Origin of the sequence: Olivibacter sitiensis DSM 17696, from assembly GCF_000427965.1 — a bacterium.
Lineage (GTDB): Bacteria > Bacteroidota > Bacteroidia > Sphingobacteriales > Sphingobacteriaceae > Olivibacter > Olivibacter sitiensis.
Window position 1 is genome coordinate 20,534 of the sequence record NZ_ATZA01000043.1, and the last position, 16,620, is coordinate 37,153.

Genomic DNA, 16,620 nt, shown 5'->3' on the forward strand with positions numbered 1-16,620 from the left:
ACATTATTAAAGAAGTCTATTCTAAAACTGTCTATTCAAAAGGGGTGTTACTTATTCTTATTATCCCTTTATTTTGCTATATGTCTAAAAGAAAAAACCGGGATGTTGTTTATGCGAAGTTATTAGACTTAATTGGCAAGCGGATCAGGCAGGTACGGAAGGAGAGAGGATATACCAATTTCGAGACCATTGCCAATATAGCCGATATAGCCCGGCCGCAATGGGGACGCTACGAATCGGGAGACGATATGCTCCTCAGTACGCTGCTGCACGTCCTGGTAAGCCTGAACATCGACTTTAAGGATTTTTTTACGGAAGAGCTCAACCAGGCCCTAAAGGAATTTACCAACGAGCCGTAGGCGAGCCCACCAACGCCTATTGCCAGGCCTATGCTGTAGCCGCACACCTTCTTTTACACGGACCCACCCAACCTGACATACCATGATACCCAATCTACGTACAAGCCCTCAGGCTGCGTGCCCCCAGTGTACACACTGGTTTCGCGTGCTGTACCACGAGGTGAAGGGGCTGAAGGCCGACATGCACCACATATGCCATTTTATCAAGCAAAAAGAAGAAGAACGAACTATATACCATGGATAGGGTAGGCATTAGCGAAAGTACACTCCTGCGCTGCCAGCGCAAGGGCCTCATACGGGTGGCCAAGATGGAGAACGGGAAAAAACTCTTTCGCAATGAGGACGTGGAAAATCTGAGAAAGGTATACCGCAACCTCGACGGCCAATGACCTAGCAACAAGGGGACGAGTGGCTCTCGCTAGCCGTTTTTCTGCGTCGCTATAACGGCCGCTGTCTTACTCCTTCCCGATATGTTGCCGATGGTGCGCCGATAAAGCCCCGATACACGCTGCTCCTTCTGGCAAACTTGCTGGGCCTTTGTCCATGCCCCGTCAGCCTCCCGTCAATATGCCGATAGTGCCCCGTCACCTTCCCGTCAACCCGCTCACGAGCCTAGGAATGCCCTTTTTTGCCCGCTATGTTTGTATCGTCACGCATGATGATGCGCTTTTTGCTGCCTATCACCGCCTTTGTCCGCATCGGTTTCGGGCAGAAGCGCACCGAGAGCGCCACCGCCATGAACATGGCTTTCAAGGACAACATGGCCCGCGCGCTCATAGGCACCTACCCTGATTTTACGCTCGACTATGCGCTGGTACGCATAAGCGACGGCATTTTCGTGGGAGGAGGTTCTGAGGCCGTTAGCACTGTGGCCAAGCAGGACAAGGAAGAAGATTTCCTCCCCTAAGGAGGGAAGATATCTAGGAGGTTCGTGTTGCCGGACGGGCACACGAATCTCCTTTATCACTCATCTATGCCTTCCATGGCAAAGAGAAAGGCGTAATTGAGACCTAATTGCTGGGGGGATAACGTCAGGTCAACATGTCCAAAAACTTATCAATGTTATAGACCCGCACCTTAGGAAAGCTTACGGCTCAGAGCACTTTAAAGTGGGCGTCATTAGATACTATGCAGTCCACGCCTCCAGTGACAGCTGCGTCTACGTATTTATTGTCATCCTCATCACCTTCAATGAGACGCCATTCAAAATATACATCTACTTTGTGCAGGTTCTTTAGGCTCAGTAGCATTTCGGCTATATTGGAGGCTACAATAGGATTTGCTCTTTGCCCAATAATTTCCACATATTCTGACAGGATTTCATTACTGATAACAAGCTCGAACCTACCTTCCAACAAGGCATCAAAAATAGGACGGTAGATTGACTTTCGGGCTATAGACACGAGCAACACGTTGGTGTCAAGTACAACCCGCATACCTTAGCTTTTTTTTCGCATATGCTCTCCTGCCCACTCTTCCATCGTCTCATTGCTCCACCCATTCTCTTCCCACAGCCTATCCATCTCGTCACTGGCTGTATCGGCAAAATATTTGGCCAATATGTTTTTTATCTCCACCAACTGTTTCTCGGGAAGCTCGTATTTAAACAGCTTTAATAGCTCCATCTGGGCATTTGTCAACTTTCCTACCTGCGCCATATGCAAAATATTATAAACAAATATAGCAAAAGCCAATGAAACCTGCAACCCCTCAAAACCTATTGATAGTCATAACGATAGTACTTTATCTTTTTCTACGCCAGAGCATATGCTTAGCCTTTAGGCCACGCTCCTTCAGCCCCCGTAGGGCACTCCTTTATCACTCATCTATTCCTTCCAAGGCAAAGAGGAAAGCATAGTTGAGGGCGATATCCTTCAGGTAATCGAACCTGCCCGAAGCGCCTCCGTGCCCATAGTCCATATCCGTTTTCAGGAGCAGCACATTATTGTCCGTTTTCATGGCGCGAAGCTTGGCCACCCATTTGGCCGGCTCGAAATACTGCACCTGGCTATCGTGCAGGCCCGTGGTGACCAAGATATTCGGATAGTCCTTGGCCTCCACGTTCTCATAAGGCGAATAGCTCTTCATGTACTCATAGGCAGCCTTGTCGTTGGGATTGCCCCATTCATCGTATTCATTGGTAGTGAGTGGGATGCTTTCGTCCAGCATGGTATTGACCACGTCCACAAAGGGTACCTGCGCGATCACACCATGCCAGAGGCTCGGCTCCATATTGACCACGGCGCCCATCAAGAGGCCGCCCGCACTGCCGCCCTGGGCGTATAGGTGCCCTTGGGCCGCATATTTTTCCGCTATAAGGTACTTGCCGCAGTCGATAAAGTCCTGAAAGGTGTTCTTTTTCTTCATCAGCTTGCCATCCTCGTACCATTGCCTGCCCATCTCCTGCCCGCCACGTATGTGGGCTATAGCATACACAAAGCCCCTGTTGAGCAAGCTGAGGCGCGTGCTGCTGAAAGCGGCATCCATAGACGCGCCATAAGAACCATAGCCGTATAGCAACAGCGGCGCTGAGCCGTCCTTCTTGAACCCCTTCTTCTTATAGACCAAAGATATGGGCACCTTGGTGCCGTCCGTGGCCGTAGCATACAGCCGTTCGGTCACATAGTCCGTAGGCTCGTAACCGCCCAATACCTCCTGTTGCTTCTTCAGCTCCTTTTTATGGGTAGACATATCATAGTCGTAGGTAGAAGACGGCGTGGTAAGCGAAGTGTAGTTGTAACGCAGGGTTTTGGTATCATACTCCGGATTGGCGCTGGCATAGGCATCGTAGGCAGGCTCGCCAAACTCGAGGTAATGCGCCTCGCCCGATTGGAGGTTTCGCACGTTGAGCTGGGTGAGGCCATTCTTACGTTCGGACACCACTAAGAAATCCCTAAATTCCTCCACGCCCTCCAGAAGCACGTCTTGCCTATGGGGGATCACTTCCTTCCAGTGTGCCAGCTCCGTTTTGTCCAGAGGGCACTCCATCAATTTGAAATTGAGTGCATCCTTGTTGGTGACGATCAAAAACTTATCGTCCAGGGCCGTTACATCGTACAGCACATCCTTCATCCGTGGTTGAAACACCACAAATTCGCCATCGGGACGATCGGCGTCCAGGAATCGGGCCTCGGAAGAGGTCGTAGCTCCCGAATAGATGAAGATAAACCTGCCCGACTTGGAACGTCCCACGCCAATGTAATTGGTGTTGTCCTTTTCTACATAGACCTCCCTGTCGCTGCCACTGCCATCGCCCAGTTGGTGCTTCATGATCTTTTCGGTAAGCAGGGTCTCTGCGTTGTTCTTGGTATAGAAAAAGGTCTTGTTGTCATTGGCCCAGGCTACGCCGCCCGTGGTGCCGGGAATGGTTTCGCTAAGCAGCTCGCCCGTCTCCAGGTTTTTTATATGGATGGTGTATTGCCTGCGCGACACGGTATCTACGCCGTAGCTCATCCATTTGTTGTCCGGACTGATGCTGAAGCCCGTAGCCGCATAGTAGGGGTGGCCTTCCGCCAACTGATCTACGTCCAGCAGGATTTCCTCAGCCGCTTCGAGGCTGCCTTTCTTCCTGCAGAACTTGTAGTACTGCTTGCCATCTTCCGTACGCGAATAATAGTAATAGCCATTCTTGAAATAGGGCACGGACTCGTCCTGCTCCTTGATCCTCGCCTTGAGCTCGGAAAACAAGCTTTCCTGAAAAGGCTTTGTAGCGGCCATCATGGTATCCAGGTAGGCATTTTCGGCATTCAGGTAGGCCACTACCCGGTCGCTATTGGGTCCTTTCTTGAAATAGTCTATCATCCAATAGTAGGGGTCTGCCACCGTATCGCCGTGTATGGTACGCTCATGGGATAGCTGTTCTGCCTTTGGCGCTTCCACCTGGGGCCAAACATAGGGCTTGGTCTCTTTTTTGGAATCCTGGCCGCAGCCTGCCAGCAAAGGGAGTATGATCATGATTGGGGCTGTTTTGTTCATGCTAAAAAACTGAAACCCAAAAATAGCAATTTAAATGGATATAATTGCCATGAGGTAGACTGGCGCAAGCTTAGGGGAAGGCCACCTGCGGATAGGCTAGCTTGTGCCACTAAATATTGGCAAGCTTGAAGCTTGCCTTGTCTGGGAAGCTTCAAGCTTCTTCTTATCTTTAGGCCCAAGTTAGGCCATTGCCGTTCCCCTCGCTCAAACTTGGGCCAGTATCCAGTAATTTGCATATAAAAAGCAATTTACCTAAGTTTGTAATGTGCTGGTTAACAAACTGAAAATATGACTACAATAACAGCCACTATATCGAATCAAAAGGACGTAAAGATACTTGAGGAAATCTTGGATCGCTTTGGCATCGATTATATTATTGAAGATTCTGTGCCCGTCTCTCATCAGCTAACACCGTCCGGACAAAGTGAACATAATGGCCCTTTGGCTACCCTATCGAAGCAAGAGCTAGACATAAGGTTGCGACCCGCTTTTGAAGAAATAAAGACCAGAAGGTCTAACACTGCTGACTAATTTTGAAACCGAAGAACTTTACGCTTGTCGCAGGTCCAAATGGGGCAGGGAAAAGCAGCTTATCTAATTATCTTTCCCGTCCTAACGCCATTATCTTTGATCCAGATAAAGAATTCAAGAAATTGGAAGAGCAAATGCCCGATCTTCCTGATGAAAATCTGTATCATGCTTTGGATTATACCTTAGATAATTTCATAAACAAAGCTTTGGGAGAGCGCTTAGATTTTACTATCGAAAGCAATTTAAGAGACAATAAAATTCTTGAAACGGTAAACAAATTCAAGGAACATGAGTACGTCACTTCCCTCATCTTTATTGCTCTTGGCAGTATAGAAGAATCTCAAAAACGTGTAACCCAACGCATAAAGGAGCAGGGACATGCCGTAGATAGCTTTAGTATTGCATATAACTTTGAGTATAGTAAAAAAACTCTTTTCTCCATCATTGATCAGTTTGATTTTGTGTTGGTTCTAGAGTCAATTCAAGATGCCGTCAATCCCCTTCTTCGTTTACTGAACAAAAAGATAGTATTGGAAAGACCGGCTACAAAATGGGGCAAGATATTACAACAGGAGCTTAAGGCCTCTCTTCTAAAGCGAGATAGTTAGCGTATTTCCGGGCATGGTAAGTTTTCGATGTCATGTATCCACGGAACTGGCGCAAGCTTAGAGGAACGCCACGCGCGGATAGGCTAGCTTGTACCACTAAATATTGGCAAGCTTGCAGCTTGCCTATCTGGGAAGCTTCAAGCTTCTTCTTATCTTTAGGCCCAAGTTAGGCCTTCGCAGTTCCCCTCGCTCAAACTTGAGCCAGTATCCAGAACAACTCGGTGCGCTCACGCCTTTTAATCCTTAATAAAAACGCCCGTGGCCTGTCCACCGTCAGAAAGAGTCAACCGGTTTCCAGAGATGGTACCTGTCAAATTGCTGGGTATGCCCGCTATCGTACCGGATATGTACACGGTAGCACCCTCTACCCGATAAGTTGCCTCAAAATCTATCGGAATGTTACTCAACACCATCTCTATTACTACATTGTTATTGTCCACAAAGCGGTACCTTTCATAGTCTGTAGTGTTGATGGTACGCGTCCAACTGGTGCCAACCAAGGAGATCGTGCCCGTTTCTTCCTCGGATGATTTTTTACATGCGGCAAAGCTTACCGTCATCCATACCAATACGACCAGGCTTTTGCTAATCAATGAATTTTTCATGCTGTTATAATTTGAGATTACTACCATTAGAACGTTAATGGACTAAAGATACGCTTGTATTGCTACCGCTTTTGAAAGAATGAGTGAAAGGCAAGTTTAGATGAGTGAAGGGCAATAGTTTTTGTATATAGGACCTCCCCCTCACCTGGAACTGGCGCAAGCTTAGGGGAAGGCCACGTGCAGATAGGCTAGCTTGTGCCACTAAATATTGGCAAGCTTGCTGCTTGCCTTATCTGGGAAGCTTCAAGCTTCTTCTTATCTTTAGGCCCAAGTTAGGCCTTCGCAGTTCCCCTCGCTCAAACTTGAGCCAGTATTGAGACGGTATGGCGTGCTATATAGACTATCCCTAGTCTGCGGAATCGGATGGAGACTTGTTACGACCTCCCCTCCCAGCGCTCAGTCCCAACACGCCCCCCTCGAAGAGGGGGATAGGTATGGCGTACTACCTTTGCAGGTCGCTATCCCCCTCTGGAGGGGGTAGGGGGAGGAATTGAAGCATAAAAAAAATAATCAATAATCCTTGTTGCGTTTACTGCCTCCCCCTCCCAATGCTCTTATTCCATCGCACCCCCCTTGAAGAGGGGGACAGCATGGCGTGCTACCTTTGCAGGTCGCTATCCCCCTCTGGAGGGGGTAGGGGGAGGAATTGAAGCATAAAAAAAATAATCAATAATCCTTGTTGCGTTTACTGCCTCCCCCTGCCTTTGCTCTTATTCCACCGCGCCCCCCTCGAAGAGGGGGACAGTATGGCGCACTACCTTTGCAGGTCTCTATCCCCTCTGGAGGGGGTAGGGGGAGGAATTGAAGCATAAAAAAACTAATAAATAATCCTTGTTGCGTTTACTGCCTCCCCCTCCCAATGCTCTTATTCCATCGCACCCCCCTTGAAGAGGGGGACAGCATGGCGTGCTACCTATCTACTGGCAATTCTTACTTGATATTTATGATTACTGCCTCCCCCTGCCAACGCTCGATCCACCGCGCCCCTCCCGTTTTGACGGGACAGGCTCTCCAGAGGGGGACAGTAAGCGTACTACTAAAACTTGAGGTTCAGCCCCAGCAAGAAGTTGGTCCCGGCCTGCGGATAGTAGAAGTTGGACGTGTACACCGTGGGGTCGCCCTCAAATACGGAACTGTAAGTATAGCCATTGGGCTCATACTTCTCGTTGAAGAGGTTGTTGATCAGCAAATTGATGCCAATGTTTTTCACTCCTCTGACCGAAAAGGCATAGCCCAAGCGCAGGTTGTTCACGAAGAAAGCGTCCAAGCTCCTGTCCTTGTCGGATGTATTGTCCAGGTACTGGCGCGATACGTATTTGGAGATAAAGGCCACCTCGGCCTTTCCAAAAGGCCTATAGGCCAGCTCACTGCTCCCGACAAAACTAGGCGAGAGCGCAATGTTGGTGTTTTCAAAGTGGTTCTCCACCTGCCCCACTGGATCCCAATTCTCGTCATAGACGGTAATGTACTCATAGAAGTCTTTCACCTTGTTGCGGCTCCAGGCACCCGTCACCGCCCAGGAGAATTGGGCTATCGGCTGCCATTTGGCATCGGCCTCCAGTCCCACGCGGTAGCTATCGGGCACGTTCATGCGCGTTTGTGCGCCCACATCGTTTACCTGCCCGGTGAGTATGAGCTGGTCGCGGTAGAACATGCCATAAGCATTGATGCCGGCATTGAATTGCCTTCTGCCCAGGCGGTAGCCCAGCTCTATATTTTGCAGGTGCTCTGCCTTGGGCCTGCTATCGGGTGTAGAGTTCTCGAAGTCATTGCGCACGGGCTCCTTATTGCCTATGGCATAGGAAGCATAGAGTTGCCCGGCATTTTCCAATTGATAGCTCACGCCAAATTTGGGATTGAAGAAGCTCATGTTGGCATCCTGCTGCACATTGTTCAGGTTGCGATCATAGCCCAAAAAGGAATAGCCCACCCGGCGATACTGCAGGTCGGCAAAGAAAGATGCCGCGCCCATCCGCCATTCCCCTTTTCCAAAGACATTGAAATCCGTTTTCTTGGCATCGTTGAAATAATAGCGGTGCTTGGTGTCGAAGGAGCCGTCGGCATCAAAATCGTAGTGTTCGCCTTGGGCAAAAAGCGGATTGCGCGACCAAACGATATCGCCGTAGTGATCGCCCAGGTATTCGTTGTAGGCCCCGCCCAAGGTGAGGTTCAGCGCATCGGTAGCGCGGTACTCGGCCGAATAGGTGAGGCCATAGAAATGATTGTCCAGCCAGCGCTGCCGCACCAGGTCCGTCCTCGTAAAGGTGGTGTCGGGCAGTACCACATTGTCTAAATCATAAGATCCATAGGATTCCCCTGGTCTGTACTCCTCATAATAGCCACGCCCGCGCGTATAGTGCAAGGCCGCATTCAGCACCAACCTGTCTACGCTGTTATTGGAGAATAGCAATTGATAATGGTCTTGTTGGTAGTTGTCGTTCTGGTCCTTGTACAGGAAAGAGTTGTAGGTACGCGGATTGGCGTTACGTATATTGTCGGCATCGCGCCCTTCGAGCCAGTTGTCCGCGATATAACCTTCCACATCTTGGGCCGTGCCAAAGAGCTTTTCCTCTGGAATGCCGTTCCATGCCTGGTAGGTTTTTTCCTTGCCCGAGAAGACGTTGGCACGCAGCAAGCTGTTCTTGCCATACCATGCACCACTGAGGTAAAAGGACTTGAGGTCGGATGCTCCCCGATCTATAAAGCCATCCGAGCTGATGCGGGAGAGACGACCATCGAAGGTAAATTTATCGTTGATGAGCCCCGTACCGATGCGCACGGTATTCTTCCAGGTGTTGAAAGAGCCAAAGGTATTGTCCAGCTCGGCATAAGCCGTATCGATGCGGCTATTGGTCTGCACATTGATACTGGCGCCAAAGGCTCCTGCTCCATTGGTAGAGGTGCCCACACCGCGCTGTATCTGTATATTGTCTACCGAGGAAGCAAAGTCGGGCATATTCACCCAAAAGGTTCCCATGCTCTCCGAGTCATTGTAGGGAATGCCGTTGATGGTAACGTTGACCCGCGTGGGATCGCTACCACGTATGCGGATGCCCGTATAGCCTACTCCTGCCCCTGCATCCGAGTAGGTCACCACGGCGGGGGTCTGGTCTAGGAGGTAGGGCAGGTCTTGCCCCAGGTTGTTCTTGGCCAGGTCCTCTTTATTGAGGTTCTTAAACGTAGTGGCCGAGTTTTGATTGGCCCGGGTGGCGCTTACGACCACCTCATCGGCCAGAAAGGGCCTGCGCTTCAGCGCAATCAATACCTCCTTGTTGGCGTCGATGGTCAACTCTTGCTGCACGGCCTGATAGCCCACATAGCTTACCCTGAGCAAATAGCTTCCTCCCTTCAATTGCCGAAAGGTGGCTTGCCCTTGCCTATCTGCCTGCACGCCCGACGCGGCAGCGCCCAGGTATACGGAGGCCCCGGAGAGGGCTACCTTGGTTTCTTCATCCACCACTTTCACGGTGAGCGCATGTTGCGCCCATAGGACAAATGGGCAAAACAATACCCAAATGCTCAAAACGATTTTCCTGTTCACAATACCTTTGTTTTTACACGTTAAACAAAGACGATTGCAGGGGTAGCAAAAGCCAAATTAACTTACTGTTTACTGTATTTTTTTGTCCGCTAGTGCGGCACTCCCTCCCTACGCCGGCATTACCCGGATCAGGTGTTCGAAAGCGAAATCATCCGCTCTCGATGGGTATAATCTCAGCCTTGATTTGTGTCGATCCATTGCTGGACAAACAAGGCACCCCTATTGCGATGTGCGGCAAATGTAACAACAATTTGCCTATTAACCTAATGGTTCTTTCCCGTTGGGTGGGCAATAATTCACTCTTGCTCGCGAATGGTAAGCCTTTGCATCTTAAAAAATGGCACGCAAAGACGCAGAGACGCAAAGTACCTTTCTCTGCGCCTCCGCGGCTTTGCGAGAAATAAAAAAAATGGGAATATGTTGTACACCCCTTCCCATTGGGTGCAAACAGTTACCTTACCAAAGCCCTTCTATAAACCGCAAGGCAACGCTCGCGCGATTCCTTGAGGTCCACTATGGGTCCTAGATATGCCGAAGTGCCGTACTCGGGCAACCCACTTGCGGATATATATTTCGTCGGGATCGAACTTCTTTGCCTGTGCCAGCGGATTGAAAATACGGAAATAGGGCGCGGCATCACAACCGCAACCCGCGGCCCATTGCCAACCTCCATTATTGGAGGCAAAATCATAGTCCAGCAGCTTCTCGGCAAACCAGCCCTCGCCCCATCGCCAGTCTATCAAAAGGTTCTTGGTCAAGAAGGAAGCCGTGATCATCCGCACACGATTGTGCATAAAGCCCGTCTCGGCCAATTCGCGCATGCCGGCATCTACCAGGGGGAAGCCCGTTTTACCCGCCTTCCAACATGCAAACTCCGATTCCTTGTTGCGCCAAGCTATGGCATCGTACTCCTCCTTGAATGACCTGTTTTCCCCTACCTGAGCGAAGCATTGCAAGATCATCTGATAAAATTCGCGCCATACCAGCTCTTTGAGGTACACCGCACTGTGCTGCTGTGCATAGCTTGCCAGGCGTCGGATGCTAATGGTGCCAAAGCGCAAGTGGACGCCCAGTCGCGAGGTACCCTGTTCCAAAAAAGGGAAATCACGGTTTTTTTCATATTCCCGAACGGTTTTTGCGGGAATGGCATAGGGAGGCAGGGCAAGGGTGGTCTCTCGGAAGCCAATATCGTTCAGAGCGGGTAGGGTCGCTTCCCATTGCAACAACTGCTTGGCATAGCGCTCGTTTGGATAGGCCTGCAGGTAAAAAGGACTTAAACTGGCCATCCATTTACGGTAATAGGGGGTGAACACGGTGTAGCAACTGCCATCATCCTTATGCACCTCCTCCCCATCAAAGATCACTTGATCCTTGAAAGCATGAAAGCCGATGCCTTGCCGACGGGCCATATGGGCAATTTTCTCGTCCCTTTTCAAGGCATAGGGCTCATAGTCGCGATTGGTGAAGATATGCTTGACCTCGTATGCCTGCATCAAGGTTTCAAAGACCTCTTCGGGCTTTCCCCTCTTTACCAGAAGGCTGCTGCCGAAAGACCGAAGCTCCGCCTGCAGCCTAGCCAATGCCTTGTAGATAAAGGACACACGGGCATCGCTTTTGTCGTGCAGCTCATCTAGGATGTAAGTATCGAAAACAAAAACAGGCAGTACGGGCAGTCCAGCACGCAGGGCATGGTACAGTCCAGCATTGTCGCTGAACCGGAGATCCCGGCGAAACCAAAAGATAGTCAGCGGCATGGTCATGTTAGTGATCTTCGTCGCGCTCATGTACACGGATATTGAATTTTGCCATCAACTCCGGCAAGCCCAACTTCTTCTCGTGCTCAAAGACCTCGCGATGGGGCTTGTCCAGCTTTTGCAGCAGCTCCAAAAGCTGGAGCTGCTCTTGTCGGTTCAAGGGCGACATCACCATATCGTTTACCGCATTGATGCGAGAGAGGGTCTTGTAAAAAGCTGCCCTGCCCATATCGGTCACGGAAAGCTTCTTGCTGCGCTTGTCATCTTGCGAAACCTCCTGAACGATCAGGTTCTTGCGCAACAAACGGCGGATGATCTCCATGCCCGTCGGTTTCAGTTGCACATGTTTTTCTATCAATTGGGATTGGGTATAGGAGCCCGCAAAAACCAGGCTGAGTACAAAGGCAAATTCATCATAGGTATCGAAGGGCGTTCCTTCAAGCGCCATGCGCACATAGTTCATCTTATAGCGTCCCAGATGGGTCAGTAAAGAGGATGCGGTATAGTGGGGCTGCCCCCCACGGTTCTTGCCATTCCATTGCAGCCTGTCTGCCAATTGCGCTGTGGTACTGGCGTTTTGTGCATGACGCTCCATAAGCCAACGCGAGAAAGAAGGCATGTCAACTGCCCCCCCGCCGTACTCGGACTCAAAAGATTCCAACTCCAAAATCAAGCTTTTCAAAAATGCATAGCCGTACATATACACGTATTTAAAATGGGAATATGCAAAGTTACCAAATAATTAGTATTAAAAAATACCAATATTGTTATTGAAACATACTAAAATAATCTATATTTGTACAAAAACATATTAATATGCATTCACATGTTACCATAATTGGCGCTGGATTAGCTGGATTGGTTGCCTCCTGCTATTTACGAAAATGTGGGTTTGAGGTAAGTGTAGTGGAAAAAAATGCGACTCCTGGGGGCAGAGCAAGGCAATTTAGCGAAAAAGGCTTTGTGTTCGATATGGGTCCGAGTTGGTACTGGATGCCCGATGTTTTCGAAAGCTTCTTTGCCGATTTTGGCAAAAAGACTTCCGACTATTACAAGCTAGTCAGGCTAAGCCCGTCTTACACGGTGTTTTTCGAAAACGAAGAATGGGACATTCCGTCCAGTATGGAAGAACTGGGGCGTTTATTTGAAACATTGGAGACCGGAAGCCGTGAAAGGTTGCAGGCCTATATGCACGATGCCGCTGCAAAATACGCCGTAGGCATGCATCGATTTGCCAGTAAGCCCGCCTTGCATCTGTCGGAGTTTATGTCTGGCGACATCCTTTCGCTATTGCACAAGCTGCAGCCCTTCCGCAACATGGAGCAACATGTGAACCGGTATTTCAGCCATCCCCTCATAAGAAAGATCATGCAGTTTCCCGTCATTTTCCTGGGCGCAATGCCCCACCGTATACCAGCCATGTACAGCCTGATGAACTATGCCGATACGAGGCTAGGAACCTGGTATCCACTGGGGGGCATGCACGAAATCGTAAAGGCGGTCTATAAGCTGGCGAAGGCCCTGGGAGTCAAGTTCCGTTTCGGTGCAGACGTAGCGGGCATTGATATGGAAGACAAAAAGGCCAGGGCAGTACGATTCAACAACGAAAGGCTGGCAACGGATATCGTTATCGGTGCGGGCGACTACCATGGCATCGAATCGCTATTGCCAGAAGATTACCGCCAATACGACAATCGCTATTGGGAAAGCAGGGAGATGGCTCCATCTTGCTTACTGTATTTCTTAGGTATTGATAAACGCTTGCCCTTGCAGCACCATTCGCTCTTTTTCGACACTTCCTTTGAAGGGCACGGCAAGGCCCTATATCAAGATCCTGAGTGGCCGAAAAATCCGCTCTTTTATGTCTGTGCCCCATCGGTTACCGATCCCAGCGTGGCTCCCGAAGGCTGTGAGAATCTCTTTGTGCTGATACCAGTTGCCGCGGGATTGGACGGAGACACTGCTGCCATGAGGCGAGAGTACCTAGACATGGTATTGAAGAGGCTGGAAGAGCGAACGAAAACAGACATCAAAAACCACATCGTTTTCCAAAAAGATTATGCCATCAGTGATTTTCAGCAAGATTATCATGCTTTCAAAGGCAATGCCTACGGGCTGGCCAATACGCTCATGCAAACAGCCTTTGGCAAACCTAGGATGCATAGCCGCAAGGTGGAAAACCTATTTTTCTGTGGGCAGCTGACCGTTCCGGGGCCTGGGCTACCGCCTGCATTCCTGTCTGGCAAGATGGTAGCCGAACAAGTGCTCAAATATGCACAACAGAAACTCGATTTTTCCACTCATTCAACCAAAGAAAAACATGAATACCCTTTTTCTGTTCAGCCAAGCGAGCTTTAGCTGCAGCCATAGCGTCACGAGAAAATACAGCACTTCCTTTTCGTCTGCCATCCAATTGCTGCATCCCGATCTGCGCGATCCCATAATGGGCATCTATGGTTTTGTGCGACTGGCAGACGAGATTGTGGACACTTTTCACGACTTCGACAAGCGAGCGCTGCTGGAAAAATTTGAAGAGGATACGTTCACGGCCATCGCACAGGGCATCAGCCTGAATCCCATTCTCCAAAGCTTCCAACTGGTGGTATGTCAATACCGCATCCAAAAAGCCTTGATCAGTGCTTTTTTCAGAAGCATGTTTACCGATCTGGAAAAAAAGGAATGGAAAAATGAACAGGAGCTGAAAGACTACATCTATGGCTCGGCAGAGGTAGTAGGCCTGATGTGCCTACAGGTATTTTGCGAGGGCAACGAGGCTTTGGTCAAACAGCTGGCACCTGCGGCTACGGCCTTGGGGTCGGCTTTTCAGAAAGTGAACTTTTTGCGCGACATTCGGGACGATATGGAAAGCCTAGACAGGCAGTATTTCCCAAACGTAGATTTTAACCGCTTTAGTGCTGCGGACAAAAAATCCATCGAAGACGATATCTTACGGGATTTCAAGGCGGCCTTAAGGGGTATCGAGGGCCTGCCACCCAAGGCGCGCTTTGGCGTCTATGTGGCCTACCGCTATTACCTCTGCCTCTTTCAAAAGATAAGAAGCTTGCCGCCCGAGGTGGTGATGAAAAGGAGGGTGCGCGTACCCAATATGCAAAAGCTGCTGCTGGTGTTGCGACTCACCATCATGCGCAAACTTCATTTTACCTAAATTGGTTTACATTATGACATATATCGCTTATGTCTTGGTTGTAATAGCTGTGTTCTTTGCCATGGAATGGGTGGCCTGGGCTACACATCGCTACATCATGCACGGATTGCTATGGTTTTTGCACCGCGACCACCACCAGCCACACGAGGGCAAACTGGAAAAGAACGATTGGTTTGCCATCATATTCTCCATTCCCAGTATAGGCAGCTTCCTACTCGGCAAGCTCTGGTCCAATCCTTGGCTCTATTGCATCGGGCTAGGCATCCTATTGTACGGCATTGCCTACTTCTTCGTACACGACATCATCGTGCACCAACGCGTCAGGTGGTTTACGCGTACGCGAAGCAGGTATGTAAAGCAGCTGCGCTGGGCGCACAAGATGCATCACAAGCATTTGGGAAAGGAAAACGGTGAATCTTTTGGCTTCTTATTTGTCGAAAAGAAATACCGCGACAAAATTGAAAGAGATGAACAGCTGCAACAAAAAAATACAGGCAAATGAGCCTTTTGATTTTGCCATAATCGGTACCGGCCTTGCCGGATTGATGCTGGCTGTCGCCCTACTGGAGAACAAGCCTACTGCCCAAAAAAAGATCCTCTTGCTAGATAGTTCCTTTGATGGATATGCCCCGCGCACTTGGTGTTTCTGGCAAGCCGGCACTTCAAAATGGGATCATTTGGCGGAGAAAAGCTGGACCAACGTGGCTTTTGCCCTTGGAGACAAAACACTGAAAAAGAACTTGCTGCCCTACAGCTATAACCTGATCTCGTCCAATAGGTTTCGCGAATACGCCTGGTCCATCATTCGGAAGCATGGCCATGTGCATGCCGAAGAGGCAAGCGTATGCAGCATCACCACCATTGGCAATGAGCAAGTGATCAAAACGGCAGACAGCACCTTCCGTGCCCATAGCGTTTTCGATAGCCGCTTCGAGCCACAAGCACTACAGCACCGTGCGGGGCATACGCTATATCAACAATTCGTAGGTCATTTCGTGCAAGCGAAACAAGCCATTTTTGACCCGAGTACCGCCCTTTTGATGGATTTTACCGTGCCGCAGTCGCAAGCGGTAGCCTTCTGCTATTTATTGCCTACTTCTGCCCACACCGCCTTGGTGGAATATACGCTCTTTACGCCAAGCATCCTTCCCGAGCACCAATTGGAACAGGCGCTGGAGCGCTATATCCAGGAAAAGTTTCCCGAGGCGGAAATGACCGCAATTGCAAGGGAAAAAGGCATCATCCCTATGACGGACTATCAATTTACCCAGCCACATCGGGGCATTGTCCCCATTGGTACCGCAGGTGGCTGTAGCAAGCCCTCCACGGGCTATACCTTTTCATTTGTTTGCCGACATACGGAAAAAATAATCCAAGATATCAATGCAGGCAAAATGCCCAGAGCCTACAAGGAGGAGGTACCCACAAGATTCGACTTTTACGATCGCATCATGCTAGCCATCATGGAAAAGTACCCCGAGAAAGGTGCGGGGCTGCTCTTCCGTTTGTTCCAAAACAACAAAGTGCAAGATGTACTGCGTTTCCTCGACAACCAGTCGACCATAGGCACCGAGTTATCCATTTTCAAGAGCCTGCCCATCGGGTTGTTTTCTAAACAGGCCATCCAGGAACTCCTAAAAAGCCCTTGCAAGCTATCTAAGCGAAATGTGGATCGGTGAGGCCACTTCCTCTACGTATACCGATGCCTCCTCAAAGCTGGGAGCCCGCATCAAAGGTCGCTTATCGCCCGAAAAGCCATATTTTTCCTTCGGTATACCCCACATGTTCTTATCCAGCACACCATTGCCATTTTCGTCTAGGAATAAAAGTATGGCATATCGACCACTAGGTATACTTTCTACGGCTATCGTCGTTTCCGAAAGCCCAGATACCGCCACTATTTTTTTCCGAAAGGCTTTTTCGGGCTTCATATAGTCCTGCTCACTATCGTACAACGCCAGGTATATATTCCCTTTCCGCTGGTCTATATTACTCACCGACACCTTCACCTGGGCTTGTACCACGCAGTTGCAAAAAGGGATAGAGGCCAGTATTATCAATACGTATTTCATCAGAAAAGA

Annotated in this window: 18 protein-coding genes; 10 read left to right on the forward strand and 8 right to left on the reverse strand. The window is 49.6% G+C overall.

Annotation, left to right across the window (positions count from 1 at the left end):
• Window positions 1-80 precede the first annotated feature (80 nt).
• From A37S_RS25195 to A37S_RS0118075, 4 genes are all read left to right on the forward strand, one after another.
• A complete protein-coding gene (locus tag A37S_RS25195) occupies window positions 81-359 on the forward strand; it encodes a helix-turn-helix domain-containing protein (protein WP_051293276.1) in 279 nt (92 codons plus the stop codon).
• 82 nt (window positions 360-441) lie between these two features.
• Window positions 442-603, forward strand: coding sequence for a hypothetical protein (locus A37S_RS27560; RefSeq protein WP_169719529.1), 162 nt, complete (start codon window positions 442-444; stop codon window positions 601-603).
• Window positions 596-748, forward strand: a complete 153-nt coding sequence (locus A37S_RS27225; protein ID WP_157278817.1) for a MerR family transcriptional regulator — start codon at window positions 596-598, stop codon at window positions 746-748. Before A37S_RS27560 ends, A37S_RS27225 begins: the two co-directional genes overlap by 8 nt.
• Window positions 749-996: 248 nt before the next feature.
• On the forward strand, window positions 997-1,266 hold the full coding sequence (locus A37S_RS0118075) for a DUF6266 family protein (protein WP_157278819.1): 270 nt from the start codon (window positions 997-999) through the stop codon (window positions 1,264-1,266).
• Window positions 1,267-1,453: 187 nt separating this feature from the next.
• On the opposite strand, the gene A37S_RS25200 is transcribed toward A37S_RS0118075, so the two are convergent.
• The 3 genes from A37S_RS25200 to A37S_RS0118090 form a co-directional block, all read right to left on the reverse strand.
• The gene (locus A37S_RS25200; protein ID WP_051293277.1) at window positions 1,454-1,795 is read right to left on the reverse strand and encodes a putative toxin-antitoxin system toxin component, PIN family; all 342 of its coding nucleotides are present in this window, start codon (window positions 1,793-1,795) and stop codon (window positions 1,454-1,456) included.
• Window positions 1,796-1,798: 3 nt separating this feature from the next.
• Window positions 1,799-2,017, reverse strand: a complete 219-nt coding sequence (locus A37S_RS0118085; RefSeq protein WP_028298211.1) for a hypothetical protein — start codon at window positions 2,015-2,017, stop codon at window positions 1,799-1,801.
• 160 nt (window positions 2,018-2,177) lie between these two features.
• Window positions 2,178-4,334 (reverse strand): S9 family peptidase, encoded by a 2,157-nt coding sequence (locus A37S_RS0118090; protein ID WP_028298212.1) that lies wholly within the window; start codon window positions 4,332-4,334, stop codon window positions 2,178-2,180.
• 288 nt (window positions 4,335-4,622) lie between these two features.
• Between A37S_RS0118090 and A37S_RS0118100 the strand changes: the two genes are divergently transcribed.
• Together A37S_RS0118100 and A37S_RS0118105 are read left to right on the forward strand one after the other, a co-directional pair.
• The gene (locus A37S_RS0118100) at window positions 4,623-4,865 is read left to right on the forward strand and encodes a hypothetical protein (RefSeq protein WP_028298214.1); all 243 of its coding nucleotides are present in this window, start codon (window positions 4,623-4,625) and stop codon (window positions 4,863-4,865) included.
• A 2-nt stretch (window positions 4,866-4,867) separates the two neighbouring features.
• Entirely contained in the window at window positions 4,868-5,473 is a 606-nt protein-coding gene (locus A37S_RS0118105) for a zeta toxin family protein (protein WP_028298215.1), read from the forward strand.
• A 236-nt stretch (window positions 5,474-5,709) separates the two neighbouring features.
• Here the strand turns inward: A37S_RS0118105 and A37S_RS0118110 are convergent, their stop codons facing one another.
• The 4 genes from A37S_RS0118110 to A37S_RS0118130 form a co-directional block, all read right to left on the reverse strand.
• Window positions 5,710-6,078, reverse strand: a complete 369-nt coding sequence (locus A37S_RS0118110; RefSeq protein WP_157278821.1) for a hypothetical protein — start codon at window positions 6,076-6,078, stop codon at window positions 5,710-5,712.
• Between the two features lie 1,036 nt (window positions 6,079-7,114).
• Complete coding sequence (locus tag A37S_RS0118115; protein WP_028298217.1) at window positions 7,115-9,619, reverse strand: TonB-dependent receptor; 2,505 nt, start codon at window positions 9,617-9,619, stop codon at window positions 7,115-7,117.
• A gap of 470 nt (window positions 9,620-10,089) precedes the next feature.
• Window positions 10,090-11,403 carry a cryptochrome/photolyase family protein gene (locus tag A37S_RS25205; protein ID WP_342663610.1) on the reverse strand — a complete coding sequence of 438 codons (1,314 nt, stop codon included), beginning with the start codon at window positions 11,401-11,403 and terminating at the stop codon, window positions 10,090-10,092.
• A complete protein-coding gene (locus A37S_RS0118130) occupies window positions 11,381-12,055 on the reverse strand; it encodes a helix-turn-helix domain-containing protein (RefSeq protein ID WP_157278823.1) in 675 nt (224 codons plus the stop codon). The genes A37S_RS25205 and A37S_RS0118130 overlap by 23 nt, the downstream gene beginning before the upstream one ends.
• A gap of 134 nt (window positions 12,056-12,189) precedes the next feature.
• Between A37S_RS0118130 and A37S_RS25210 the strand changes: the two genes are divergently transcribed.
• Genes A37S_RS25210 through A37S_RS0118150 form a run of 4 tightly spaced genes read left to right on the forward strand, consistent with a single transcriptional unit; the run spans window position 12,190 to window position 16,218 of the window.
• Entirely contained in the window at window positions 12,190-13,731 is a 1,542-nt protein-coding gene (locus tag A37S_RS25210; protein WP_051293278.1) for a phytoene desaturase family protein, read from the forward strand.
• A complete protein-coding gene (locus tag A37S_RS0118140; protein WP_028298219.1) occupies window positions 13,694-14,539 on the forward strand; it encodes a phytoene/squalene synthase family protein in 846 nt (281 codons plus the stop codon). The genes A37S_RS25210 and A37S_RS0118140 overlap by 38 nt, the downstream gene beginning before the upstream one ends.
• Before the next feature lie 13 nt (window positions 14,540-14,552).
• Entirely contained in the window at window positions 14,553-15,041 is a 489-nt protein-coding gene (locus A37S_RS0118145; protein WP_028298220.1) for a sterol desaturase family protein, read from the forward strand.
• Entirely contained in the window at window positions 15,007-16,218 is a 1,212-nt protein-coding gene (locus tag A37S_RS0118150) for a lycopene cyclase family protein (RefSeq protein ID WP_028298221.1), read from the forward strand. Before A37S_RS0118145 ends, A37S_RS0118150 begins: the two co-directional genes overlap by 35 nt.
• Here A37S_RS0118150 and A37S_RS25215 read toward each other — a convergent pair.
• Window positions 16,192-16,611 carry a DUF2141 domain-containing protein gene (locus A37S_RS25215; protein ID WP_051293279.1) on the reverse strand — a complete coding sequence of 140 codons (420 nt, stop codon included), beginning with the start codon at window positions 16,609-16,611 and terminating at the stop codon, window positions 16,192-16,194. The two genes, A37S_RS0118150 and A37S_RS25215, sit on opposite strands and share 27 nt — an antisense overlap.
• Between the last annotated feature and the right edge of the window lie 9 nt (window positions 16,612-16,620).